Consider the following 22,865-nt stretch of genomic DNA (forward strand, 5'->3'; position numbering starts at 1 on the left):
TTTTGCGTCACGCGGGGACCGGGCGGAAGGCCGGGCGCGCGCTGCGCTTGCGCTCATACCGGGCATAGCCCAGATCGGTGTGTTCAATCTCTGGCGCGCGGCCCGAGATGATGTCGGCCAGCAGACGGCCCGAGCCGCAGGACATCGTCCAGCCCAGCGTGCCGTGGCCGGTGTTGAGGAAAAGGTTCGAGATCGGCGAGCGGCCGACGATCGGTGTGCCATCGGGCGTCATCGGACGCAGCCCGGTCCAGAACTGGGCCTGCGACTGATCGCCCGCGCCACCGAACAGGTCTTCAACCGAATGGGTCAGTGTGGCTTGCCGTTTGGGGTTCAGGCTCAGGTCGAAGCCCGCGATTTCGGCCATGCCGCCCACGCGGATGCGGTCGCCCAGCCGGGTAATGGCGATCTTGTAGGTTTCATCCATCACGGTCGAAACCGGCGCACGGCTTTCATCGACCACCGGCACGGTGATCGAATAGCCCTTCAGCGGATAGACCGGCAGCGCGATGCCCAGAGGCGCCGCCAGCAGGGGCGAATAAGACCCCATGGCCAGCACGAAGCTATCGGCATGCACCCGGCCTTCCGAGGTTTCCACATAGGCGACGCGGCCCATCTCGGTATGGATGCGCTGGATCGACACCCCCCAGCGGAATTCGACACCGGCGGCGGCCGCCATATCGGCCAGACGGTTGGTGAACTTGAAGCAATCGCCGGTTTCATCGCCCGGCAGGCGCAGCCCGCCCGCGATCTTGTCAGCGCTGGCGGCCAGACCCGGCTCGGCGGCGACGCAGCCCGCGCGGTCCAGCACCTCGAAGGCCACGCCATCCTCGCGCAGAACCTCGATGTCTTTCGCGGCGCCTTCCACCTGCTTTTGCGTGCGGAACAGTTGCAGCGTGCCCTGCGTGCGCTCGTCATAGGCGATGCCGGTTTCGGCGCGCAACTCGCCCAGACAATCGCGCGAATATTCCGCCAACCGCACCATGCGCGACTTGTTCACATGGTAGGCGTCTGCGGTGCAGTTCATCAGCATTTTCGCCATCCAGCTCAGCTTGGCGAAATCGGGGCGCGGCTGGATGACCAGCGGCGCATGCTTCTGGAACATCCATTTCATCGCCTTCAGCGGGATGCCCGGCGCGGCCCAGGGGGCGGAATAGCCGGGGCTGACCTCGCCCGCATTGGCGAAAGAGGTTTCCAGCGCGGGGGCGGGCTGACGGTCGATCACCGTCACCTGATGGCCCTGACGGCTGAGATACCAGGCCGAGGTTACACCGATGACACCTGCGCCGAGGATGACGATTTTCATGGGCCGCTCCGCCAGTTGAAAGCCATGTGCAAATGATACCTTTTTGTCATGGAATTTTCTGGCGTTCTGCGGGTGCGAAATGCCCGGCTTCGGGAAAGTATTGCGTCAATGCCCGCTCTGGCGGAATATATCATCGACATGGCGTAAATATGCGCTGATCTGTCCCGACAATCTGGCCCTGTGCGGTGGAATCACTTGCCTATTGATCAGGCGGTTTGTGAAGTCCATCTTGGCGGGGATTGAATACCGGAGTTATCTGTCATGGATTTCGAAACCCTCATCGGTGGCAACGCCATCTTTCTTGCGCTTGCCGCCTTTGTCATCCTCTGCATCTTCCTTGGCGTGCGGATCGTGCCGCAAAGCCAGAAGCATGTGGTGGAACGCTTTGGCAGGCTGCGCGCGGTGCTGGGGCCGGGGTTGAACTTCGTCGTGCCCTTCCTTGACAGGATCGCGCACAAGGTCTCGATCCTTGAACGGCAGTTGCCCAATGCCAGCCAGGACGCGATCACCGCCGACAACGTGCTGGTGAAAGTGGAAACCAGCGTGTTCTACCGCATCACCGAGCCGGAAAAGACCGTCTACCGTATCCGCGATGTGGATGGCGCCATTGCCACCACGGTCGCCGGGATCGTGCGGTCGGAAATCGGCAAGCTGGAGCTGGATCAGGTGCAATCGAACCGGGCCGACCTTATCGCCAAGGTGCGCGAGCAGGTCGCTGTGATGGTCGATGACTGGGGGATCGAGGTGACGCGGGCCGAAATTCTTGACGTCAATCTGGACGAGGCGACCCGTGCCGCGATGCTTCAGCAGTTGAATGCCGAACGCGCCCGCCGCGCGCAGGTGACCGAGGCGGAGGGCAAGAAGCGCGCGGTAGAGCTGAACGCCGAGGCGGAGCTTTATGCGGCCGAGCAGCAGGCCAAGGCCCGCCGCATCCTTGCCGATGCCGAGGCCTATTCGACCGGGGTCATCGCGCAGGCGATCCGGGAAAACGGGTTGGAGGCGGCGCAATATCAGGTGGCGCTGAAACAGGTGGAGGCTCTGTCGGAGGTTGCCAGGGGCGACGGCAAGCAGACCATCCTCATGCCCGCACAGGCGCTGGAGGCGTTCGGCAATGCCTTCCAGATGCTGAAAGGGCGGGGCTGATCATGGCCTGGTGGCTCTGGGTCGCCGGGGGCTTCGTTCTGGGCATCGTCGAGGTGCTGGCGCCGGGATATGTGTTCCTTGGTTTCGCGCTGGGGGCGCTGGCGGTCGGCCTTGGTCTCTGGACCGGGCTGCTGACGTTGGCGCTGCCTGCCCAGATCGCGGTTTTCGCGCTGGTTTCGGTGGCTGCCTGGGCGGTGCTGCGCCGGATTTTTCCGCATCAGCGCGGCGAGGTGAAGCGCTGGACGCGCGACATCAATGACTGAATAGGGGAACCCGCCCCGCGCCTGCCACGTTGGTCCGCCAGAAACCCGGACAAGGGGAAAGATGATGACCGACAACAACATGCGCGAGGCGTCGCCTCGGACAACCCATATCCATACTTCGGAAAACCGTGGCTTTGCCACCGGCTTCATGCTGTTCGTTCTGGGCGGCGTGGTGGCAGTTCTGGCAATCCTCTGGTTTGCCATGGCCAATCCCACGGGCGGGCCTTCGTCTGCCCCGCAAGGCGGTGATGTCAATCTGACGATTGAAAGCCCGGCCGTGCCAAGCCCTTCTGAAAGTGCGGCTCCGGCAGAACCGGCACCTGCGGGTAACTGACTGGCCGTCAGGTCGCGCCCTCGACCACGGGCGCGGCCTGACGCGCATCATAACGGGCCCGCGCTTGCCAGACCTCGGGCTGATGCGAGGTGGCCCAGTCGCGCAGAGGTTCGAGCCGCGTGATCAGACTGGTTCCAAGCGAGGTCACTGCATATTCCACCTGCGGCGGTGACAGCGGCAAGACCGTGCGCGTGATCAGCCCATCCCGTTCCAACTGGCGGAGCGTGACTGCCAGCATACGCTGCGAAATTCCGTCGATCACCCGGCGCAAGGCATTGAACCGGCAAGGCCCGTTCGACAGTTCCAGCAGAACCAGCAAGGACCAGGCATCGCCGATCCGGTCCAGCACATCGCGGATCGGGCAGGGCTGGTTGGTCAGGTCGCGTGGCGGCAAGGCGGTTCCCCCGGTGTTACCATGTGACGAAAGAATGCGTATTCCGGTGCCCTCGGTCGGGGCGTATCAGGTTACTTATCGTAATCTGATAGCAAGGAAACAGGCAATGAAGATCTTTCTGATTGGTGCAAGCGGCATGATCGGTTCGCGTATTCTGGCCGAGGCGGTATCGCGCGGACATGAGGTGATCGCGGGCGCCCGGCGGCCAGAACGCATTGCGGCTTCGGCGCAGGTGCACCCCGTGGCGGTGGATACCGCCGATCCCGAAGGGCTGGCCGCGCAGGCCGCGCAGGCGGATGTGATCGTCGCCGCCGCCTCTCCGCGCAGCACGGGCGATGCGGTGGCCGAGATGGGCCAGATCGGCGCGGCGGTGATGCAGGCGGCAAAGGCAAGCGGCAGGCGGCTGGTGCTGGTGGGCGGCGCCGGATCGCTGAACCTGCCTGATGGCAGCCCGTTGCTGCCGCATCTGCCGCAGGAATATAAGGCTGAGGCGACCGGCATGAAGGCCGTGCGTGACCGGCTGCGCGACTCGGATCTTGACTGGACGTTCTTCGCTCCGGCGGGGCTGATCCAGCCGGGCGAGCGGACAGGCAGCTTCCGTCTGGGCACCGATACGCTGATTTCCGACGCCGAGGGCAACAGCCGCATCAGTGCCGAGGATTATGCCGTGGCTTTGGTGGACGAACTGGAAACCCCCGCCCACCGCCGCGGCATGATGACGATCGGCTACTGAGCCTCAGCGCGGCGGCAGTTCCGCGATGACGGCGCGGGCGGCGGCGGCCGGATCGGCCGCCTGCCAGACCGGGCGGCCGACCACGATGTGATCGGCGCCGTCGCCAATGGCTTGCGCCGGGGTCGCCACGCGCTTCTGGTCGCCCAGAGCGGCACCAGCGGGGCGCACCCCCGGCGTGACGATCAGCCGCCCCGCCGCCTGCGGCAGCGCGCGGATCATCGCGGCCTCCTGCGGGCTGGCGATCACGCCATCCGCCCCGGCCTCCAGCGCGCGGGCGGCGCGTTCCAGCGTGATTTCGTGGATGTCGCCCGGCACGATCAGGTTCGCATCCAGATCGGCCCGGTCGAGCGAGGTCAGCACCGTTACCGCAAGGATCTTGGTGTTGCTGCCGCGCCGCCCCTCGGCCGCAGCCCGCACCACCTGCGGGTCGCCATGCACGGTCAGGAAATCGAGGTCATATTGCGCGATGCCGCGCACCGCCGCTTCGACAGTGGCGCCGATGTCGAACAGCTTCATGTCCAGAAACACCCGCTTGCCGCGTTCCTGCTTCAACTCGTTCGCCAGTGCGAAACCGCCGCCGGTCAGCATCCCCAGCCCGATCTTGTAAAAGGATACTGCATCGCCAAGGCGATCAGCCAGCGCGAGGCCCTGCACGACATTCGGCACGTCTAGCGCCACGATCAGACGGTCGTCGCTCATCGGATACTCCTTTTTTACGGGTGGTCCGGCGCGGTTTGCCGCCAAGGCGCCGGGGTGTCAACTGGTGGCTGGGCGGCACCGGCAACAGAATGCTAAGGAAGGCGGGGCAGGAGGCGCGGATGCTGGCAGTTTTCGATATCGGTGGCACGAAGATCCGGGCGGCAGGTTCCGCCGCGCCGGGGCAGTTTGGCCCCGCCACGGACATGCGCACCCCGCGCGAGGATCTGGCAGGGTTCATCGCTGCACTGGCCGGGTCCATCGCCACGATGGGGCCGGGGGTGCGGGGCATCGCCATTTCCATCGCGGGTTGCGTCGATCCGGTGTCGGGGCGGATGAAGGTGGCCAACATCCCCTGCCTTGATGGCCGCATCCCGGCCGAGGATCTGGGCACTGCACTGGGCCTGCCGGTCTGGATCGGCAATGATGCCGATTGCTTTGCCCTGGCCGAGGCCGCCGAGGGCGCGGGGCGCGGGCATCGAACAGTCTTCGGCGTTATCCTTGGCACCGGGGTCGGCGGTGGGCTGGTGATCGACGGGCGGCTTGTGACCGGGGCCGGAGGTTTTGCCGGGGAATGGGGCCACGGGCCTGTGCAGGATCGCGCACCGCTGGGCCACGCCCTGCCACGATTCGCTTGTGGTTGTGGACAGGAGGGCTGTCTGGACGCCATCGGTGGCGCGCGCGGGATTGAGCGCCTGCACCGTGATCTGCATGGGCAGGCCCTGCCCGCCGAGGCGATCACGACGGGCTGGCAGGCCGGCGATGCCGCGAGTTCGGAGACTGTGGCAGTGTGGCTGGAGGTTATGGCCGGGCCGCTGGCCATGGTGCTGAACGTGGTCGGCGCGACCTCGGTGCCGGTGGGTGGTGGGCTGGCCCGCGTGCCGGGGCTGGTGGCGGCGCTGGATGCGGCAGTATCGGCGCGGCGGCTCTGGCAGGCGCCGGGGTCGGTGGTGGTGCCTGCGGCGCTGCCCGGTGATCCGGGGCTGGTGGGTGCGGCCCATGCCGGCTGGCAGGCACTGGTGCCATGCTGATCGAGGTCTGCGCGGCCACGCCAGAAAGCATCGCCGCCGCCGTCGCGGGCGGGGCCGGGCGGATCGAGCTGTGCTCCGCGCTGGAACTGGGGGGCCTTACGCCCTCGGCCGGGCTGATGCGGCAGGCGGCGGGCTGCGGCCTGCCGGTCTTCGCCATGATCCGCCCCCGCGCCGGTGATTTCTGCTGGAGCGCGGCAGAGATGGACCTGATGTGCGACGACATCGCCACCGCCCGCGCCGCCGGGATGGCGGGGGTGGTGCTGGGTGCCTCGCGCGCCGACGGGCGGCTCCACCGCGCGGCACTGGCGCGGCTGGTGGCAGCGGCTCATGGCATGCGGCTGACCCTGCATCGCTGCTTTGACCTGACGCCGGATCGGGCCGAGGCGGTGGAGATGGCGGTTGCCCTTGGGTTCCACCGTATCCTGACCTCGGGCCATGCGCTGCGGGCTGAGGAAGGTCTTGCGGCGCTGGCCGAGGTGCAGCGGCTGGCGGCTGGGCGGCTGTCGGTCATGGCCGGATCGGGTGTGACGGCGGCCAATGCCGCGCGGTTCACCGCGTTGGGGCTGCGTGAACTCCATGCCTCCTGCGCCGCCGCGCGCCCTGCGCCCGCTGCGGCTGCCGCCTTCGGCTTTGCCGCGCCTGAAATCCGCGAAACCCGCGCCGATCTGGTAGCGGCACTCGTCCGCGCTGCCGCATTGACAAGCTGACCCTGCCGGGGTTCGATTCCGCCAAACCCGATACGAGGCACGCCATGCAGATCAACATGACCTTCGACCGCCCCGAAGAAGGGCCGGGCTCCGGCCCGATCACCGTGGGCTGGTTCCTGACCAGCGACAAGGGTGCCGTGCTTTACGACCCGCCCGAACGTGTCAGCTTTCGCCAGACCAACCGCGCCCATGCGAAATCGGCCAGCCGTTGCCCCGGCGTGATCCAGTTGGAAAGCCGCTATTTCATGGTGAAATGTCCCTTCGACATTCATCTGGGTTTTGGCCGTGACGACAAGGGCAAGCCGCATCTGATCAACCGCGCGGGCACCGCCTCGCCCATCCGGGCCAACAAGCTGGGTGAGGCGCTGACACTGGTGAACGAGGCGGAATGGCGCTATCCCGACCGGCCGACGATCCAGTTGATCCTGCCCTACTGCTTCATCGCCGATGAACTGGTCTATGTGACGCAGCTTTCGGCCTTCATGCATTATCGCCGCGACCCGCTGCCCGGCACCATCTTCGGCGGGCGCTTTCCGCTGAACATCTGGCCGCGCCCCTTGATGTGGGCCTTCGAGTGGCACGAGCCGGAGAAGGACATCATCCTCAAACGCGGCGAGCCGCTGTTCTATGTGCAGTTCGAGGGCACGGGGCCGGATCGCCCGGTGCAGGTGGTCGAGGCCGAGCGCACCCCGGAATTGCAGAAATACATGGAGCAGATCGGCGGCGTGGTGAATTACGTCAACCAGACCTTCGGACTGTTCAAGGCGGCCGAGGCGCTGCGCCCGGCCAAGCTGCTGACGCCCAAGACTCGCGAATGACCTGGCGGTCGTCGCTGGAGGTCTGTGATCCGCAGACCGGCGATTGCCGGGTGATCCTGCGCAGCACCATGCTGATCGAGGCGCCGAACTGGCACCCCGGGGGCTGGTTTCTGGTGAATGGCGAGGGCGGCTTGTGGCGGGCGACGGCCGGAGGGCTGGAACGGATCGCCACGCCCACGGGGCTGCGCTGCAACAATGACCACGGCTTTCTGCCCGATGGCAGCATTGTTTTTACGGCGCATACCGTTGAAGGGCCGGGCATCTACCGGCTGGTCGAGGGGGTGGTGGAACAGATCGTGGCCCGGCGCCCGGCATGGTGGCATGGTGCCCATGGTCGCCGCGTGGCCTATGCGGCGGCGCGGGGCGACCGCACCCTGCGCATCGCGGAAACCGATCTGGACAGTGGCGCCGAGCGGGTGCTGACACGGGGGGCAGGTTATCAGGACGGGGTGGATTATTCTGCCTGTGGGCGGTTAATCTGGTTCAACTCTACCGCTACTGGGCATTCGCAGATCTGGCGGATGACGGCTGATGGCGGCGACGCCGGGCCGGTGTTCCGCGATGACCGGGTGAACTGGTTCCCACACCCCTCGCCCTGCGGGCGGCATGTGGTCTATCTGTCCTATCCGCCGGGAACCGAAGGGCATCCGCGCGATCTGGACGTCTCGCTGTGGATCATGCGCCCCGATGGCAGCGACCGGCGGCGACTGGTCGTTCTGTTCGGCGGGCAGGGCAGCCTGAATGTGCCCTGCTGGGCACCAGATGGCCACGCCTTCGCCTTCATGCGCTACGCGCCCGCGACCGGCACATAGGCCGGCGGCGGCAGCGGCTCACCCCAGACCGAAACATGCACCTCTGCCCCCTCCGGCCCGGCCAGATGTTCGGGCGTCAAGCCCACGATGCGCAGCCGCAGCCCTTCGGGTGCATCCAGCCACGGCGCCAGCGTGGTCGCCGCGCGTGGCCCCAGATGGCCAAGCGTCACCTGCCGTCGATGCGGGATCAGGCCCAGAATATGCCGCCGTAGCGAGGCGGTGACCATCAGGCGCCCATCTTCGGCGGGGCGCAGATGCACGGTGTCGTTCAGGCACAGCCCGCTGCGCCCGACATGTAGGGCAAGGCCATGCACGCGGGTCTTGTGCAGGATCGGGACAGGGCGGGTATGGCCGGACATGGGGGGCTTTCTCTGTTTGCGCTGGGCAGCATCGCGGCGAAGCCGGGGGTTTCGCAAGGGGCTGCGGCACTCATTCTGGGGGTGTGCGCCGGATGCCGCCGACCCGTGTCGCGCGTATCGGCAAGGAAATGACCACCTTGCCAGCCCTGCGGAAAGCCGCCTGCGTAAATCTTTGCGCGGAGGCACCGCAGCCGTCTTGCACTCTGCAGCGCATGTGCCCATGTCATGCACGAGGCCGGCGTGGACATGCCTTTCGAGGGTGTTCGCAAGCGGCGCTTTTGAAAGGAGAATTGCCGATGAACATGGAAAAGTTCACGGAACGGTCGCGCGGTTTCCTGCAAGCGGCCCAGACGATTGCCATGCGCGAAAGCCATCAGCGTGTGCTGCCCGAGCATCTGCTCAAGGCTCTGATGGATGACGAACAGGGTCTTGCCTCCAACCTGATCCGCCGCGCCGGTGGCGCACCCGAACGGGTGAACGAGGCGGTCAATGCCACCATCGCCAAGCAGCCCAAGGTTTCGGGCGGCGAGGGGCAGACCTATATCGACCCCTCGTTGGTCCGTGTGCTGGACGAGGCCGAACAGGTTGCCAAGAAGGCGGGCGATGCCTTCGTGCCGGTGGAACGGATCCTGACCGCGCTGGCGCTGGTGAATACCCGCGCCAAGGATGCGCTGACGGCGGGCGCCGTCACGGCGCAGAACCTCAATGCCGCGATCAACGACATCCGCAAGGGCCGCACTGCCGACAGTGCCTCGTCCGAGGATACGATGGAGGCGCTGAAGAAATACGCGCGCGACCTGACCGAAGCCGCCGCCGAAGGCAAGATTGACCCGATCATCGGCCGTGACGAGGAAATCCGCCGCGCCATGCAGGTCCTGTCGCGCCGCACCAAGAACAACCCGGTGCTGATCGGGGAACCGGGCGTAGGGAAAACCGCGATTGCCGAGGGGCTTGCCCTGCGCATCGTCGATGGCGACGTGCCGGAGAGCCTGCGCAACAAGAAGCTGATGGCGCTGGATATGGGCGCGCTGATCGCCGGGGCGAAATACCGCGGTGAGTTCGAGGAACGTCTGAAAGCCATCCTCAAGGAGATCGAGGCGGCCGCAGGCGAAGTGATCCTGTTCATCGACGAGATGCACACGCTGGTCGGCGCGGGCAAATCCGATGGCGCGATGGATGCGGCGAACCTGATCAAACCCGCGCTGGCGCGGGGCGAGCTGCACTGCATCGGCGCAACCACGCTGGATGAATACCGCAAATATGTCGAGAAAGACCCGGCACTTGCCCGGCGCTTCCAGCCTGTCATGGTCGAGGAGCCGACGGTGGAAGACACCATCTCGATCCTGCGCGGCATCAAGGAGAAGTATGAACTGCACCACGGCGTGCGGATCAGCGACTCGGCCCTCGTGGCGGCGGCGACGCTCAGCCATCGCTATATCACCGACCGTTTCCTGCCCGACAAGGCCATCGACCTTGTGGACGAGGCGGCAAGCCGTCTGCGCATGGAAGTGGACAGCAAGCCCGAGGAACTGGATCAGCTCGATCGTCAGATCCTGCAACTTCAGATCGAGGCCGAGGCGCTGAAGAAAGAGGATGACGCAGCGTCGAAGGACCGGCTGGAAAAGCTGGAGATGGAGCTTGCCGACCTGCAAGAGAAATCGGCCGGGCTGACCGCCAAATGGCAGGCGGAACGCGACAAGCTGGAAGCCTCGCGCGAGTTGAAGGAACAGCTTGACCGCGCGCGGGCCGAACTGGATCAGGCGAAACGCGAGGGCAATCTGGGCCGCGCGGGCGAGTTGTCTTACGGCATCATTCCGGGGCTGGAGAAGAAACTGGCCGAGGCCGAGGCCCGCGAGGGCGAGGCGCTGGTCAGCGAGGCCGTGCGCCCCGAACAGATCGCCGAGGTGGTAGAACGCTGGACCGGCATCCCGACCTCCAAGATGCTGGAGGGCGAGCGCGAAAAGCTGCTGCGCATGGAAGAAGAGCTTGGCAAGCGCGTGATCGGCCAGAAACAGGCGGTGATCGCGGTGTCCAATGCGGTGCGGCGCGCGCGCGCAGGTCTGAACGACGAAAACCGCCCGCTCGGCAGTTTCCTGTTCCTCGGTCCGACCGGGGTGGGCAAGACCGAACTGACCAAGGCCGTCGCCGAATATCTGTTCGACGATGAAAACGCGATGGTGCGGATCGACATGAGCGAATTCATGGAAAAACATTCCGTCGCGCGGCTGATCGGCGCGCCGCCCGGCTATGTCGGCTATGACGAGGGCGGGGTGCTGACCGAGGCGGTGCGGCGCCGGCCCTATCAGGTGGTGCTGTTCGACGAGGTGGAGAAAGCCCACCCCGACGTGTTCAACGTGCTGTTGCAGGTGCTGGATGACGGCATCCTGACCGACGGGCAGGGCCGGACGGTGGACTTCAAGCAGACGCTGATCATCCTGACCTCGAACCTTGGGGCGCGGTCTCTCAGCGAACTGCCGGAGGGCGCCGACCCGACCGAGGCGCGGCGGCAGGTGGAAGAGGCGGTGCGGGCGCATTTCCGGCCCGAATTCCTCAACCGTCTGGACGAGCAGATCATCTTCGACCGGCTGAACCGGGCGGATATGGGCGGCATCGTCGAGATTCAGTTGCGCCGTCTGGAAAAACGGCTGGCGCAACGCAAGATCGCGCTGGAGCTGGATGCGGAGGCGAAAGCCTGGCTGGCGGACGAGGGTTACGACCCGGTGTTCGGGGCGCGGCCGCTGAAGCGGGTGATCCAGCGCAACCTGCAAGACCCGCTGGCCGAGATGATCCTGGCGGGCGAGGTGCTGGATGGCTCGACCGTGACGGCGACCGCCGGACCTGAGGGGCTGATTCTTGGCGAAAGGGTCATCGCCTCGCGGCGCGAAAAACCGGCCGAAGTGCGGGTGCATTGACGAAAGGGGGCCTTCGGGCCCCCTTTTCCATAAGGGCGACCCGGCAGATGCCGCTCCCGGCAGGTCGGGCCGGTCTAGGTCGCCCCTTCCTGCTGACCGGGCGGGGGCGCGGGGATGTCAAGCGGGACTACATCCACCGCGTGCCGGCTGTCCTGCCCGCCTGCGGTGCGGATGGCACCCAGAACCGGCGCGACATCGGCATAATCGCGGCCCACGGCCACCGTGATGTAATCGTCACCGGGATGTTTGGCATTGGTCGGGTCATATTCGACCCAGCCCATCGCGGCACCGCACCATGCCCGCACCCAGGCGTGCATCGCATCCACCCCTTGCAGGCGCGGCTGGCCCGGCGGCGGATCGGTGCGCAGAAAGCCCGAGACATAGCCGGCGGGAATACCGATCCCGCGCAGCGCCCCGATCATCACCTGCGCGAAATCCTGACAGACGCCATGCCGGTTGGCGAAGGCGACGGCGGGGGGCGTATTGGCATCTGTCGCGCCCGCATCAAAGCGCATCTCGGCATGCAGAGCCTCGCCAAGAGCAATAACGGTCGCCAGCGTGGTGTCGCGCAGATGCGCACGCGCGAAATCGACCGCTGCGGGATCGGGCGGGATGCGGGGGGAGGGCGCGCGAAAATGATGCGGCGCGGCGGGGCCGATATCGGGCAGTGCCGCGAGGTCCGCAGCCAGCGCGGCGAGCGGGGGCGAGGTATCGGCCAGCGGGGCGGGAGCGGCCCGTTCAACCTCGGCCTTCAGTTCGAACCGGCAGGTGGCGACGGGGTTGTGCCATGCGACCGCAGTGGTGGCATTGCCGAAGAAGTCCATGCCGTCCCTGCGTTCATCGGGGGGCGGGGTAAAGGTCAGGGTTGCGTCCAGCAACTTCTGGCCGGGACCGTCGCCGGGGATCAGGCGCAGCAGGTTGCGCACATGATCGGAGGCACCGGGATAGTCATAGTCGATGACAAGGCGAATGGCGTATCGCATGGCCATCACCGCAGATAGCGCGCGGTCAGGAGGTCGGAGACCTCGTAAAGCCGTCCGCGCAGCGCGATCAGGGTTTCGGTATCCAGCGCCTCGGGCCGGGCCACACGCAGATCGGTGTCAAGCGTCAGCAGCGCCCGGTCGAGGGCTGTGCATCGGTCCTCGGCTGGGTCATGCGGCAGTTGGGCGATGTGTTGGCGCATCTGCACCACCTGTGACAGCACGGCGCGGGGATTGTTTTCATCCTGCACCAGCAGATCCAGCACGGTGCCGTGCGCCGGACCGAAGCGATAGCGTCGTTGGTGGGTCATCACGCTGTCGCCGACCTCGATGGCGATTTCCAGTGCGCCGGGAGTGGCCTCGGGATCGGCGAAGGTGGTCAGCAGCATCAGCATGGCATCGGCGCGTTCCTGCGCCCGGCCCAGCGACAGGAAGCGCCAGCCCATGAAGTGATACATATTCTCATGCACCAGACCGGAAAAGCCCGAGATCTTGCGCAGCAGCACCGTCATCGCATGCGCCGCATCGGCGCCGGGGCCGACCTTGCGGGTCAGCCGCCCGGCGGATTTGAACAGGTCGTTCAGCGCCGACCAGGCATCGGGAGAGAAACGGTCGCGCACCTTGGCGGCACTGTCGCGGGCGGTGCCGATCAGGCCGGGCAGCGCCTCTGGCACCGGCTGGTCAAGACCGAGGCCCTGCCCGGACAGATACCGCTCCAGCAGTTGCAGCCGGGGGTCGGCGGGATCGGCGGTTTCGGCCAGCCGCAGGTGATAGGCGCGGATCAGACGGATCGCCCCTTCGGCGCGTTCGACATAGCGGCCCAGCCAGAACAGGTTTTCTGCTGCGCGGGACGGCAGGGCCCCGGCCTTGGCGCGCGGCACGATTTCCGGCGGGACCAGCGTGTCATCGGGCACTGGCGCATCTGCCACCACCCAGACATCGGCGACCGATCCGCCGGCCTGCATGGCCAGTGCCTTGGTATCGGCGGACTTGCCGATCCTTGCATAGCCGCCGGGCATGAAGGTCCAGCCGTCAGGTGTGCGGGCGGCGAAGATGCGGAGGGTCATGGGGCGGGGCACGATGCGACCCTCGTGCAGGGCCGGGGTGGTGGACAGCGTGACCGCCTCCTGCCCGACCAGATCGGCGCCCTCGCGTTCCAGCCGTTCGGCAAGGGCGGCGGTGTCATCCGGCCCCAGCGCGGTTTCGGCGCCTGTGGCGAAGGGCAGCGCCGCGTCCAGCGCGCGGCCGATCATCAGCCGCGCGGCGTTCTTCAGCACGAAATCCCGTTCGGCAGGCTGACCGCACCACCATGTTGCGATGTTTGGCAGGCTGAGGGGTGCGCCGGTCAGCACCTCGCTGATGCGGGGCAGAAAGGCCATCATGGCCCGCACCTCCAGCACCCCGGCCCCCAGTGCGTTCACCAGCCCGAGGTCCCGCGCCCGCAGCGCCTCGATCATGCCCGGCGTGCCGATCTGCGAGCTTTCGTTCAGTTCCAGAGGATCGGCAAATTCGCTGTCGATCCGACGCCAGAGCGCGCCGACCGGCTCCAGCCCGGTGACGGTGCGCACCATGGCCTGACCGTCGCGCACGATCAGGTCTTCGCCCTCCAGCAGCATGAGGCCAAGGTAGCGCGCGATGTAGGTGTGTTCGTAATAGGTGTCGTTGCTGGGACCGGGGCTGAGGATCGCGGCGCGGCGGCCGGGTCCGGCCTGTGCCTCCAGCGCGGCGCGGAAGGCGCGGAAGAATCCGGCCAGCCGCAGCACATGGCTGCGCGGCGCGAAATCGGAAAACATCCGGGTGGTGGCCATACGGTTTTCCAGCGCGAAACCCGCGCCCGAGGGCGCCTGTGTCCGGTCACCCAGCACGAAGAACGATCCGTCGGGGGAGCGCCCGATTTCGAAGGCCAGATGGTGCAGGAAATGGCCCGAGCGGGGCCGGATACCCACCATCGGGCGCAGCCAGTGCGGATTGCACGCCACCAGACCGGCGGGCAGGTGGCCATCACGCACCAGCGTGCCGGGGCCGTAAAGATCGGCCATCACCGCCTCAAGCAGCTCTGCCCGTTGCGTCAGCCCGTCGCAGATCTGCGCCCAGTCGGTTTCGGACAACAGCACCGGAAGGTGGCTCAGCGGCCATTCGCGTTCCTGGCCCGGATCATTGGCGTAAAGCCGGAAATAAACCCCGGCATCGCGCAGATACTGATCCCCGCGCGCGATGCGCACCGCGATTTCCTCGGCCGGGCGTGCGCCGAGCCAATCGAGAAGCGGCGCCCAGACCGGGCGCAGGCTGCCATCCGCCGCGAACAATTCATCCGCAGCGCCAGCCAGCGGCGCATAGCCGCCGGGAAGGGAGGCAGGGGGCGGCAGGTCGGCCAAGATCACATACTCACATCATGCGCGCCACATTACACCCAAGGCCCGCGGCGCAGGTCCAGCGTCATCGGAAACTCGGGGTGCGGCTGTTCGGTTCCGGGTGTATAGGCCCCCGGCGCATGGCCATGCGCCTCGAACCGCGCCAGACGGCGGGCCTCGGCCTCATAGCCATTGACCGGGAAGGTATCGTAGTTTCGCCCGCCCGGATGGGCGACGTGATAGACGCAACCGCCCACGGCGCGGCCGGTCCAGTCGTCATAGATGTCGAAGGTCAAGGGCGCGTTCACCGGCAGCACCGGATGCAAAGCCGCCGCCGGTTGCCAGGCCTTGAAGCGCACGCCGCCCACGCTTTCGCCACTGGTGCCGGTGCGGGTCAGCGGCACGGGGCGGCTGTTGCACATCACACGGAAGCGGTCTTGCGTCAGCGTCGTCATCTTTACCTGCAAGCGTTCGACCGAGCTGTCGGTATAACGCACCGTGCCACCGATGGCGCCGGTTTCGCCCAGAACATGCCACGGTTCCAGCGCCTGCCGCAATTCCAGATGCACCGCGCCGAAGTCGCTGGCGACCTCGACCTGCCCGCAGAAGGGGAAGCGGAACTCGGCCTGCGCCTGATACCATACCGGATCAAGCTTGAAGCCATGTTCCGCCAGATCATCCAGCAGGCTGAGAAAGTCCTGCCAGATGAAATGCGGTAGCATGAAGCGGTCATGCAGCACCGTGCTCCAGCGCACGGGCTTGCCCTTCACCGGCGCCTTCCAGCAGCGCGCGATGATAGCGCGGATCAAGAGTTGCTGGGCAAGGTTCATGCGCGGATGCGGCGGCATTTCAAAGCCGCGGAACTCGACCAGACCCAGCCGCCCGGTGGGGCCGTCGGGGGAATAGAGCTTGTCGATACAGATTTCCGCCCGGTGGGTATTGCCGGTCACGTCGATCAGGATGTTGCGCAGCAGCCGGTCCACCAGCCAGGGCGGCGGCAGCGGCCCGCCCGCCACCGGATCGCCGATCTGGCTCAGCGCGATTTCCAGCTCGTAAAGGCTGTCGTGCCGGGCCTCGTCGATGCGCGGGGCCTGGCTGGTCGGGCCGATGAACAGGCCGGAGAACAGGTAGCTCAGCGAGGGGTGGCGCTGCCAGATCAGGATCAGCGATTTCAGCAGGTCGGGACGGCGCAGGAAGGGACTGTCGTCCATCGTCGCGCCGCCGACAACGACATGATTGCCGCCGCCGGTGCCGGTGTGGCGGCCGTCGATCATGAATTTGTCAGCGCCAAGGCGGCTTTGCCGGGCTTCCTCGTAGATCGCCTCGGTGGTTGCGACGCAATCTTCCCAGCTGTGGGCGGGATGGATGTTCACCTCGATCACGCCGGGATCGGGCGCTACGCGGATTACGTTCAGACGCGGATCATGCGGCGGGGCATAGCCTTCGATATGAACCGGCAGGTTCAGGTCGGCCGCCGTCGCCTCGGCGGTGGCCAGCAGATCCAGATAATCCTCCAGCGTTTCGCAGGGAGGCATGAACAGACACAGCCGCCCGTCGCGCGGCTCGATGGCGATAGCGGTGCGCACCCAGCCTTGCGTCGGGTCCACCCCATCCTGCGGAGTGATGCGCTGGCGATGCGATTCGTCCGTTTTCACCTCGCCCGGCTGGGCGTGGCCTGCGGAAACCGGGGGCAGGGTCGCGGCGATTTCGGCCTCCTCCGCCGCCAGCCGGTCGATCTCGGCCTGCACCTCGGCGCGGCGGGCGGCGAGGGCCGCGTGGAAATCCGGCAGCGGTGTCAGCGGGATCGAGGTATCGGCCGGATAGCTGTAAGGGTATTGCGCGGGCGGGATATAGGGCAGCCCGGCCAGCGGCAGGCGATAACCCACCGGGCTGTCACCGGGAATCAGGAACAGATGCCCGCGCCGGGGTTTCCACATCTCGGACCGCCAGCGCGGGCCATGGGCCTGCGCCTGCCAGCGCTGAAGGGGCAGCACAAAGCCCGAAGGCTCGGTCAGCCCGCGCGAAAAGACCCGCGCGAAACGCGAGCGTTCCTCGGGGTCTTTGAGCTTGCTGTTTTCCGGGCTGACATTGGGTGGCAGGTTGGCTTCTTTCAGAATCCATTCCGCCGGGTCTTCATAGGCGGGCTGCGCATGTTCGGCCGAAATCCCCAGCTTTTCGGCAAATCCTTCCATGAAGCGCCCGGCCTCATCGGCGCCGACGCGATAATCCTGCGCCTCGCGCGCCACCAGATCGGGGTTCTGCCAGACCGGCTTGCCATCGCGCCGCCAGTAAAGCGAGAAGGTCCAGCGCGGCAGGCTTTCGCCCGGATACCACTTGCCCTGCCCGTAATGCAGGAAACCGCCCGGCGCGAAACGGCTGCGCAGGCGCCGGATCAGCGTATCGGCACGGTCACGTTTTGTCGGGCCGACGGCGGCGGTGTTCCACTCGGCCGATTCGAAATCGTCGATACTGACGAAGGTCGGCTCCCCCCCCATGGTCAGCCGCACGTCGCCCTCGGCCAGCGCGGCATCGACCTTGCGGCCAAGGTCGTTCAGCCGGTCCCAGGCCTCGTCGCTGAAGGGCTTGGTGATGCGCGGGTGTTCCGCCACCCGCCGCACCTGCATGTCGAAGTCAAACGTCACCTCGGGCGTGCCCAGAGCCGAGAACCCGCCCGAGATCGGCGCCGCATTGCGGTAATGCGGGGTGGCGGCCAGCGGAATATGGCTTTCGCCGGTCAACAGGCCGCTCGTCGGGTCCAGCCCGATCCAGCCCGCGCCGGGGATATAGACCTCGACCCAGGCATGCAGATCGGTGAAATCGACCTCGGTCCCCGATGGGCCATCGAGCGATTTCACATCCGGTGCCAGCTGGATCAGATAGCCGGATACAAAGCGCGCGGCGAACCCCAGATGGCGCAGCGCCTGCACCAGCAGCCAGCTTGAATCGCGGCAGGAGCCGGATTTGACATGCAGCGTCTCCTCCGGCGTCTGCACGCCCGGTTCCATGCGGATGGTGTAGTTGACGACGCCGCTCACCTGTGCGTTCAGCGCCACCAGAAAATCGGTGGTCCGCGCCTTGTCACGCGGGACGGTTGCCAGAAACGCCTCCAGCAGTGGGCCAGCGGGTTCGGGCGTGCGGTAGATCACCAGATCGTCGGCCAGATCGCGCGGATATTCGAAGGGCCAGAACTCGGCACTGTCCTCCACGAAGAAATCGAAGGGGTTATAGACCGACATGTCGGCGACCAGATCGACCTCGATGCGGAACTCGGTTACCGGCTCGGGAAAGACGAAGCGCGCCAGCCAGTTGCCATAGGGATCCTGCTGGTGGTTCACGAAATGCCCGCCGGGCGAGATCTTGAGGCTATGTGACAGCACCTTGGTGCGCGACTGCGGCGCCGGGCGCAGGCGGATGATTTGCGGGCCCAGCGTGACCGGGCGGTCGTATTTGTAATGGGTCAGATGGTGAATGCTGGCATGAATCGCCATGAAAGGCCCCCGTTCGTCGCGTTTGCCCCCAACCTAACGCGGCGCCATCCGGGGGCGAGGGGCTGGCCCCATCCTGCAAGCTTTCGCGGCAATGTCACGCAAAAGCGCCGCCTTGTTGGGCGGCGCTTGCGCATGTGCCTGAATTTTGGGCAGGTCAGCCCAGCGGGGCCAGCAGCGATTTCAGCGCCGCCGCCGCATCCGGGGCTTTCCAGATTTCCTCGCCCACGCCGAAGAAATCAGTCACCGGGCCGAACTGTGCCACAAGTTCGGCGGTCAGCGCGCCTTCGGCCACTACCGGCACCTCGATCATCTCGGACCACCACTGGAACAGGTCGAAGTCCGCGCGGCTGCCATCGCCCAGAGGTGTTTCGCCTACCGGACCGAAGCCAACGTAATCCGCCCCGGCCTCGGCCGCGCTGATGCCCTCGTGCCGGGTCGTGCCGCAGAAGGCGCCGATGATGGCATCGTCGCCCAGATCCTTGCGCAGTTTCCGCACGTTGCGTGACCCGTCGGTCAGATGGACCCCGTCGAGTCCCAGCCGCTCGACCAGCAGCACATGGTTCTCGATCACCAGCGCCACGTCGCGCGCATGGGCCACTTCGCGCAGCGCATCCGCTGCCCGCGCCACCCGGTCCTCGTCGCGCGTGGCCAGCGCAAGGCGCACACAGGCCACTTCCTCGGCATCCAGCACTGCGGCCAGCCGGTCGGGGAAGATGTCGAGGTCAAACTCGGGCGGAGTGACAAGGTAAAGCTGCGGGCGGTCGGCGTCGGACATGGGATCACTCGGCTGGGGTTTCCCGCGCTTTAACGGTTTTTTGCGCGATTGGAAATGCTGCGCTTTGCGGCACGCGGCGCGGGGGCTGCCTGCCCCCGTCTCCTGCGGAGACTCCCCCGGGGATATTTGAGGACAGAAAATGACAGGAAGCACCCGCACCATTTTCTGTCGACAAATATCCTCGGGGGGAGGCCGAAGGCCGTGGGGGGCAGACAGCCCCCCGGCGACGCCACTCCGGGGCGCGAGGCTTGTTTTGCGGGCTGCAACCGCGTAAGCGGCGCGCGACGATCCAGATGCGAGGCCCCCAATGACCGATCCCGTTCTCATCCTCGTGCGGCCCCAGATGGGCGAGAACATCGGCGCGGCGGCGCGGGCGATGCTGAACTTCGGGCTGACGCGGATGCGCATTGTCGGGCCACGCGACGGCTGGCCGAACCCGAAGGCCGTAGCCATGGCCAGCGGCGCGGGGCGGGTGCTGGACAATGCGGGGCTGTTCGCCGATCTGCCCGCCGCCATTGCCGATTGCGATTTCGTCTTTGCCACGACCGCGCGGGGGCGCGAATTGACGAAGCCGGTGATGACGCCGGAACGCGCGATGGAATATGCCCGCGCGCTCAGCGCCGAGGGCAAGCGTGTCGGCATCCTGTTTGGCCCCGAACGCGCCGGGCTGGAGAATGAGGATGTCGTGCTGGCCAATGCCATCGTCACGGTGCCGGTGAACCCCGAGTTTCCCTCGCTCAACCTCGGGCAATGCGTGCTGCTGATGGGCTATGAATGGGCGCGGCAGACCCAGGAGACTGCGCCCGAGGTGATGAATTTCGCGCGCACCGAATTTGCCGGCCAGCAAGAGATCGAGGCACTGGCCAATCACTTCGAGGACCGGCTGGAGGCGGCGGGCTTCTTCTTCCCGGCGACCAAGGCGCCGGGGATGAAAGTCTCGCTGCGCAACCTGTGGTCGCGGCTGCCGCTGACCTCGGCCGAGGTGCGCACCTTCCACGGCATGCTGCGCCAGATCGCCTTCAAGCTGGGGCAAAGCAAGTATGATCCCGGCGCGGGAGGTGGCGAAGACGGCAAGGGTTGAGCGGGTCTTGCCGATCCCAGGACGCGGGCCTAGTCTCCGCCGCAAGTGAAGGAGGCCCGCATGGCGCAGAAACGCAGCATTTTCGAGGAGGTCGGCAGCGACACCAAGGCCGCCCCGGCGGCGCAACCGGGTCTGATCGACCGCGGCCATGGTGGCGCGCGCGGCGCAATCCGGCTGTGGCTCGTGCTGATCTTCCTGCTGGTCGCGGCGATGATCATCGTCGGCGGGCTGACCCGGCTGACCGATTCCGGCCTGTCGATCACCGAATGGAAGCCGATCCACGGCGCCATCCCGCCGCTGAGCGATTCAGACTGGGCCGAGGAATTCGCCAAATATCAGCAAAGCCCTGAATACAAGCTTCAGAACAGCGGCATGGACCTTGCGGCGTTCAAGACGATCTTCTGGTGGGAATGGGGTCACCGGCAGCTTGGCCGGGTGATCGGCCTTGTCTGGGCGCTGGGCTTCGCGGGCTTTCTGGCTGCGCGCAAGATCCCGGCAGGCTGGACCGGTCGCCTGCTGGGCCTTGGTGCGCTGGGCGGGCTGCAAGGCGCGATCGGCTGGTGGATGGTGTCGTCCGGTCTGCAAGGCGAAATGGTCGATGTGGCCTCTTACCGGCTGGCCACGCATCTGGGCATCGCCTTCGTCATCCTTGGCCTGATCGCCTGGTATGTGCTGTTGCTGGGCCGGACCGAGGCGCAGTTGCTGCAAGCCCGGCGCGGGCGCGAGGCGCGTCTGTTTGGCCTGTCCACCGGGCTGATGCATTTCGCCTTCCTGCAAATCCTGCTGGGCGCGCTGGTCGCGGGCATCGACGCGGGCCGCGCCTTCCCGACCTGGCCCGACATGAATGGCCAGTTCTTCCCCGCCGATGCCTTCTATGTGCCCGGACGGCCGCTTTGGGCGGCGTTCTTTGAAAATCCGGGGCTGGTGCAGTTCAATCACCGCATAGCGGGGTATCTGCTGTTCGCCTTCGGGATCGTCGCTTTCCTGAAAGGCCGCAAATCCGCCTATGGCGTCACGCGCACGGCGTTTCTTGCGGTGCTCTGCGTGATGATCCTGCAAGTCACGCTGGGCATCGTCACGGCCCTGACCGCCGCGCATCTGCATGTGGCCATCACCCATCAGATCGGCGCAATCCTGCTGTGGGTGCTGATCATTCGCGCCCGCTATTTCAGCCAGTACCCGGTGGCCGGGTCGATCCGCAAAGGAACCCAGTGATGAGTGCTTACGATGACCTGATGGCCTTCCAGCGTGAGACCGAGGCGCTGGGCCAGATTGCCGGACGTTTGGGCTGGGATCAGGAAACCATGATGCCGCGCGGTGCCGCCGAACAGCGCGGCGAAGAGATGTCGGCCATCGAGGGCGTGCTGCACGCCCGCCGCACCGATCCGCGCATCGCCGAATGGCTGGAAGATGCCCGCCCTGCCGATCCGGTGGCTGCCGCACAACTGCGGCTGATCCGCCGCAGCCATGAACGTGCAACGAAGATCCCGGCGGCGCTGGCGCAGCGGCTGGCCCGCGTGACCTCGACCGCGCAGGGCATCTGGGCCGAGGCGCGCGCCGCCGACAAGGTGGCCGATTTCCTGCCGACGCTGGCCGAGGTCATCGCGCTGAAACGCGAGGAGGCGGCGGCGCTGGCCGGCGACGGCGATCTTTATGACGCGCTGATGGATGATTACGAACCCGGTGCCACGGCGGCGGTGATCGGCGGCATGTTCGACCGCATGCGCCCGCGTCTGGTGCGGCTGCGCGCGGCGGTGCTGGCCGCCGCCCCGGTGCCGAAACTGGATCATCACTTCGGCGAACAGGCGCAACTGCGCTTTGCACGCGATCTGGCCACGACCTTCGGCTATGATTTCACGCGCGGGCGGCTGGATCTGGCGGTGCATCCGTTCAGCTCGGGCTCCGGCAATGATGCACGGATCACCACGCGGGTGGTGGAGACCGACCCGTTCAACTGCTTCTATTCCACCATCCACGAGGTCGGCCACGCCTGTTATGAACTGGGCATCGACCAGGATTACCTGCTGACGCCGCTGGGCAATGGCGTGTCGATGGGCGTCCATGAAAGCCAGAGCCGGATCTACGAAAACCAGATCGGCCGCAGCCCCGCCTTTACCGGCTGGATGTTCCGGCAGATGCTGGACCGTTTCGGCGATTTCGGGGTCAGCGGCCCCGAGGAGTTCGCCCGTATCGTGAACCGCGTGCAGCCGGGCTTCATCCGCACCGAAGCGGATGAGGTGCATTACAACCTGCATGTGATGATGCGCTTCGATCTGGAACGCGCGCTGATCCGCGGCGATTTGGCGGTCGAGGATCTGGAAGCCGCCTGGAATGACCGCTTCGCCGCCGATTTCGGCGTGGCGGTGGACCGGCCGTCGCACGGGCTCTTGCAGGATGTGCACTGGTCCTGCGGGCTGTTCGGCTATTTCCCGACCTATACGCTGGGTAATGTCTATGCCGGTTGCCTGCATCTGGCGCTGCGCGAGGCGGTGCCGGGGCTGGACGACCAGCTTGCGCGCGGCGATACCTCGGCTGCGACCGGCTGGCTGCGCGAGAATGTGCAACGCCATGGCGGGCTTTACGAGCCGCGTGAGGTGATCACGCTGGCCTGTGGCGAGGCCCCGACGGAAGAGCCGCTGCTCGATTACCTCGACGCGAAATTCGGTGCGCTTTACGGGCTCTGAC

20 protein-coding genes are annotated in these 22,865 nt (G+C 66.4%); 12 read left to right on the top strand and 8 right to left on the bottom strand.

Features of this window, described 5'->3' with window-relative positions; genetic code table 11:
• Positions 1-7 precede the first annotated feature (7 nt).
• Positions 8-1,384: a D-amino acid dehydrogenase gene (locus D2N39_RS05185; protein WP_119133699.1), complete on the bottom strand. Its 1,377-nt coding sequence runs from the start codon at positions 1,382-1,384 to the stop codon at positions 8-10.
• A 180-nt stretch (positions 1,385-1,564) separates the two neighbouring features.
• Here D2N39_RS05185 and D2N39_RS05190 point away from each other — a divergent pair, with 180 nt between their 5' ends.
• The 3 genes from D2N39_RS05190 to D2N39_RS05200 all read left to right on the top strand — a co-directional run bounded on the left by D2N39_RS05190 (position 1,565) and on the right by D2N39_RS05200 (position 3,043).
• Positions 1,565-2,446 (top strand): SPFH domain-containing protein, encoded by an 882-nt coding sequence (locus D2N39_RS05190; protein ID WP_119133700.1) that lies wholly within the window; start codon positions 1,565-1,567, stop codon positions 2,444-2,446.
• 2 nt (positions 2,447-2,448) lie between these two features.
• A complete protein-coding gene (locus D2N39_RS05195; RefSeq protein WP_119133701.1) occupies positions 2,449-2,709 on the top strand; it encodes an NfeD family protein in 261 nt (86 codons plus the stop codon).
• Between the two features lie 64 nt (positions 2,710-2,773).
• Positions 2,774-3,043 (top strand): hypothetical protein, encoded by a 270-nt coding sequence (locus D2N39_RS05200; RefSeq protein WP_147373452.1) that lies wholly within the window; start codon positions 2,774-2,776, stop codon positions 3,041-3,043.
• Positions 3,044-3,050: 7 nt separating this feature from the next.
• Here D2N39_RS05200 and D2N39_RS05205 read toward each other — a convergent pair whose 3' ends face one another.
• Positions 3,051-3,437, bottom strand: a complete 387-nt coding sequence (locus tag D2N39_RS05205) for a winged helix-turn-helix transcriptional regulator (RefSeq protein WP_119133703.1) — start codon at positions 3,435-3,437, stop codon at positions 3,051-3,053.
• Between the two features lie 106 nt (positions 3,438-3,543).
• Here D2N39_RS05205 and D2N39_RS05210 point away from each other — a divergent pair, with 106 nt between their 5' ends.
• The gene (locus D2N39_RS05210; RefSeq protein WP_119133704.1) at positions 3,544-4,170 is read left to right on the top strand and encodes an NAD(P)-dependent oxidoreductase; all 627 of its coding nucleotides are present in this window, start codon (positions 3,544-3,546) and stop codon (positions 4,168-4,170) included.
• 3 nt (positions 4,171-4,173) lie between these two features.
• Here D2N39_RS05210 and pyrF read toward each other — a convergent pair whose 3' ends face one another.
• Complete coding sequence (pyrF, locus tag D2N39_RS05215; RefSeq protein WP_119133705.1) at positions 4,174-4,869, bottom strand: orotidine-5'-phosphate decarboxylase; 696 nt, start codon at positions 4,867-4,869, stop codon at positions 4,174-4,176.
• 119 nt (positions 4,870-4,988) lie between these two features.
• Here pyrF and D2N39_RS05220 point away from each other — a divergent pair, with 119 nt between their 5' ends.
• Genes D2N39_RS05220 through D2N39_RS05235 form a run of 4 tightly spaced genes read left to right on the top strand, consistent with a single transcriptional unit; the run spans position 4,989 to position 8,234 of the window.
• Positions 4,989-5,897 carry an ROK family protein gene (locus tag D2N39_RS05220; RefSeq protein ID WP_119133706.1) on the top strand — a complete coding sequence of 303 codons (909 nt, stop codon included), beginning with the start codon at positions 4,989-4,991 and terminating at the stop codon, positions 5,895-5,897.
• Entirely contained in the window at positions 5,891-6,604 is a 714-nt protein-coding gene (locus D2N39_RS05225) for a copper homeostasis protein CutC (RefSeq protein WP_119133707.1), read from the top strand. Before D2N39_RS05220 ends, D2N39_RS05225 begins: the two co-directional genes overlap by 7 nt.
• Positions 6,605-6,648: 44 nt before the next feature.
• Positions 6,649-7,422, top strand: a complete 774-nt coding sequence (locus D2N39_RS05230; RefSeq protein WP_119133708.1) for a hypothetical protein — start codon at positions 6,649-6,651, stop codon at positions 7,420-7,422.
• Complete coding sequence (locus tag D2N39_RS05235) at positions 7,419-8,234, top strand: TolB family protein (RefSeq protein ID WP_119133709.1); 816 nt, start codon at positions 7,419-7,421, stop codon at positions 8,232-8,234. The genes D2N39_RS05230 and D2N39_RS05235 overlap by 4 nt, the downstream gene beginning before the upstream one ends.
• On the opposite strand, the gene D2N39_RS05240 is transcribed toward D2N39_RS05235, so the two are convergent.
• Positions 8,210-8,593 (bottom strand): hypothetical protein, encoded by a 384-nt coding sequence (locus tag D2N39_RS05240; RefSeq protein ID WP_119133710.1) that lies wholly within the window; start codon positions 8,591-8,593, stop codon positions 8,210-8,212. The two genes, D2N39_RS05235 and D2N39_RS05240, sit on opposite strands and share 25 nt — an antisense overlap.
• A 296-nt stretch (positions 8,594-8,889) precedes the next feature.
• Between D2N39_RS05240 and clpB the strand changes: the two genes are divergently transcribed.
• Complete coding sequence (gene clpB, locus D2N39_RS05245) at positions 8,890-11,505, top strand: ATP-dependent chaperone ClpB (protein WP_119133711.1); 2,616 nt, start codon at positions 8,890-8,892, stop codon at positions 11,503-11,505.
• A gap of 74 nt (positions 11,506-11,579) precedes the next feature.
• Here clpB and D2N39_RS05250 read toward each other — a convergent pair whose 3' ends face one another.
• The 4 genes from D2N39_RS05250 to D2N39_RS05265 all read right to left on the bottom strand — a co-directional run bounded on the left by D2N39_RS05250 (position 11,580) and on the right by D2N39_RS05265 (position 19,099).
• A complete protein-coding gene (locus D2N39_RS05250) occupies positions 11,580-12,488 on the bottom strand; it encodes a transglutaminase family protein (protein WP_119133965.1) in 909 nt (302 codons plus the stop codon).
• A gap of 5 nt (positions 12,489-12,493) precedes the next feature.
• A complete protein-coding gene (locus D2N39_RS05255; RefSeq protein WP_119133712.1) occupies positions 12,494-14,866 on the bottom strand; it encodes a circularly permuted type 2 ATP-grasp protein in 2,373 nt (790 codons plus the stop codon).
• A 23-nt stretch (positions 14,867-14,889) separates the two neighbouring features.
• Positions 14,890-18,324, bottom strand: a complete 3,435-nt coding sequence (locus D2N39_RS05260) for a transglutaminase family protein (RefSeq protein ID WP_119133713.1) — start codon at positions 18,322-18,324, stop codon at positions 14,890-14,892.
• A gap of 154 nt (positions 18,325-18,478) precedes the next feature.
• Positions 18,479-19,099 (bottom strand): thiamine phosphate synthase, encoded by a 621-nt coding sequence (locus tag D2N39_RS05265; RefSeq protein WP_119133714.1) that lies wholly within the window; start codon positions 19,097-19,099, stop codon positions 18,479-18,481.
• Between the two features lie 307 nt (positions 19,100-19,406).
• Here D2N39_RS05265 and D2N39_RS05270 point away from each other — a divergent pair, with 307 nt between their 5' ends.
• Genes D2N39_RS05270 through D2N39_RS05280 form a run of 3 tightly spaced genes read left to right on the top strand, consistent with a single transcriptional unit; the run spans position 19,407 to position 22,864 of the window.
• The gene (locus tag D2N39_RS05270; protein ID WP_119133715.1) at positions 19,407-20,180 is read left to right on the top strand and encodes an RNA methyltransferase; all 774 of its coding nucleotides are present in this window, start codon (positions 19,407-19,409) and stop codon (positions 20,178-20,180) included.
• 60 nt (positions 20,181-20,240) lie between these two features.
• Positions 20,241-21,395: a heme A synthase gene (gene ctaA / locus D2N39_RS05275; protein ID WP_119133716.1), complete on the top strand. Its 1,155-nt coding sequence runs from the start codon at positions 20,241-20,243 to the stop codon at positions 21,393-21,395.
• Positions 21,395-22,864, top strand: coding sequence for a carboxypeptidase M32 (locus D2N39_RS05280; RefSeq protein ID WP_119133717.1), 1,470 nt, complete (start codon positions 21,395-21,397; stop codon positions 22,862-22,864). Before ctaA ends, D2N39_RS05280 begins: the two co-directional genes overlap by 1 nt.
• The last annotated feature ends 1 nt before the right edge of the window (position 22,865 follow it).

Source organism: Gemmobacter lutimaris, assembly GCF_003570715.1.
Classification (GTDB): Bacteria; Pseudomonadota; Alphaproteobacteria; order Rhodobacterales; family Rhodobacteraceae; genus Gemmobacter; species Gemmobacter lutimaris.

Bases quoted from the DNA above. Each gene is read 5' to 3' on its own strand.
- D2N39_RS05190 (WP_119133700.1), top strand. From the start codon at position 1,565: ATGGATTTCGAAACCCTCATCGGTGGCAACGCCATCTTTCTTGCGCTT.
- D2N39_RS05195 (WP_119133701.1), top strand. From the start codon at position 2,449: ATGGCCTGGTGGCTCTGGGTCGCCGGGGGCTTCGTTCTGGGCATCGTC.
- D2N39_RS05200 (WP_147373452.1), top strand. From the start codon at position 2,774: ATGACCGACAACAACATGCGCGAGGCGTCGCCTCGGACAACCCATATC.
- D2N39_RS05210 (WP_119133704.1), top strand. From the start codon at position 3,544: ATGAAGATCTTTCTGATTGGTGCAAGCGGCATGATCGGTTCGCGTATT.
- pyrF (WP_119133705.1), bottom strand. From the start codon at position 4,869: ATGAGCGACGACCGTCTGATCGTGGCGCTAGACGTGCCGAATGTCGTG.
- D2N39_RS05220 (WP_119133706.1), top strand. From the start codon at position 4,989: ATGCTGGCAGTTTTCGATATCGGTGGCACGAAGATCCGGGCGGCAGGT.
- D2N39_RS05225 (WP_119133707.1), top strand. From the start codon at position 5,891: ATGCTGATCGAGGTCTGCGCGGCCACGCCAGAAAGCATCGCCGCCGCC.
- D2N39_RS05230 (WP_119133708.1), top strand. From the start codon at position 6,649: ATGCAGATCAACATGACCTTCGACCGCCCCGAAGAAGGGCCGGGCTCC.
- D2N39_RS05235 (WP_119133709.1), top strand. From the start codon at position 7,419: ATGACCTGGCGGTCGTCGCTGGAGGTCTGTGATCCGCAGACCGGCGAT.
- D2N39_RS05240 (WP_119133710.1), bottom strand. From the start codon at position 8,593: ATGTCCGGCCATACCCGCCCTGTCCCGATCCTGCACAAGACCCGCGTG.
- clpB (WP_119133711.1), top strand. From the start codon at position 8,890: ATGAACATGGAAAAGTTCACGGAACGGTCGCGCGGTTTCCTGCAAGCG.
- D2N39_RS05250 (WP_119133965.1), bottom strand. From the start codon at position 12,488: ATGCGATACGCCATTCGCCTTGTCATCGACTATGACTATCCCGGTGCC.
- D2N39_RS05260 (WP_119133713.1), bottom strand. From the start codon at position 18,324: ATGGCGATTCATGCCAGCATTCACCATCTGACCCATTACAAATACGAC.
- D2N39_RS05265 (WP_119133714.1), bottom strand. From the start codon at position 19,099: ATGTCCGACGCCGACCGCCCGCAGCTTTACCTTGTCACTCCGCCCGAG.
- D2N39_RS05270 (WP_119133715.1), top strand. From the start codon at position 19,407: ATGACCGATCCCGTTCTCATCCTCGTGCGGCCCCAGATGGGCGAGAAC.
- ctaA (WP_119133716.1), top strand. From the start codon at position 20,241: ATGGCGCAGAAACGCAGCATTTTCGAGGAGGTCGGCAGCGACACCAAG.
- D2N39_RS05280 (WP_119133717.1), top strand. From the start codon at position 21,395: ATGAGTGCTTACGATGACCTGATGGCCTTCCAGCGTGAGACCGAGGCG.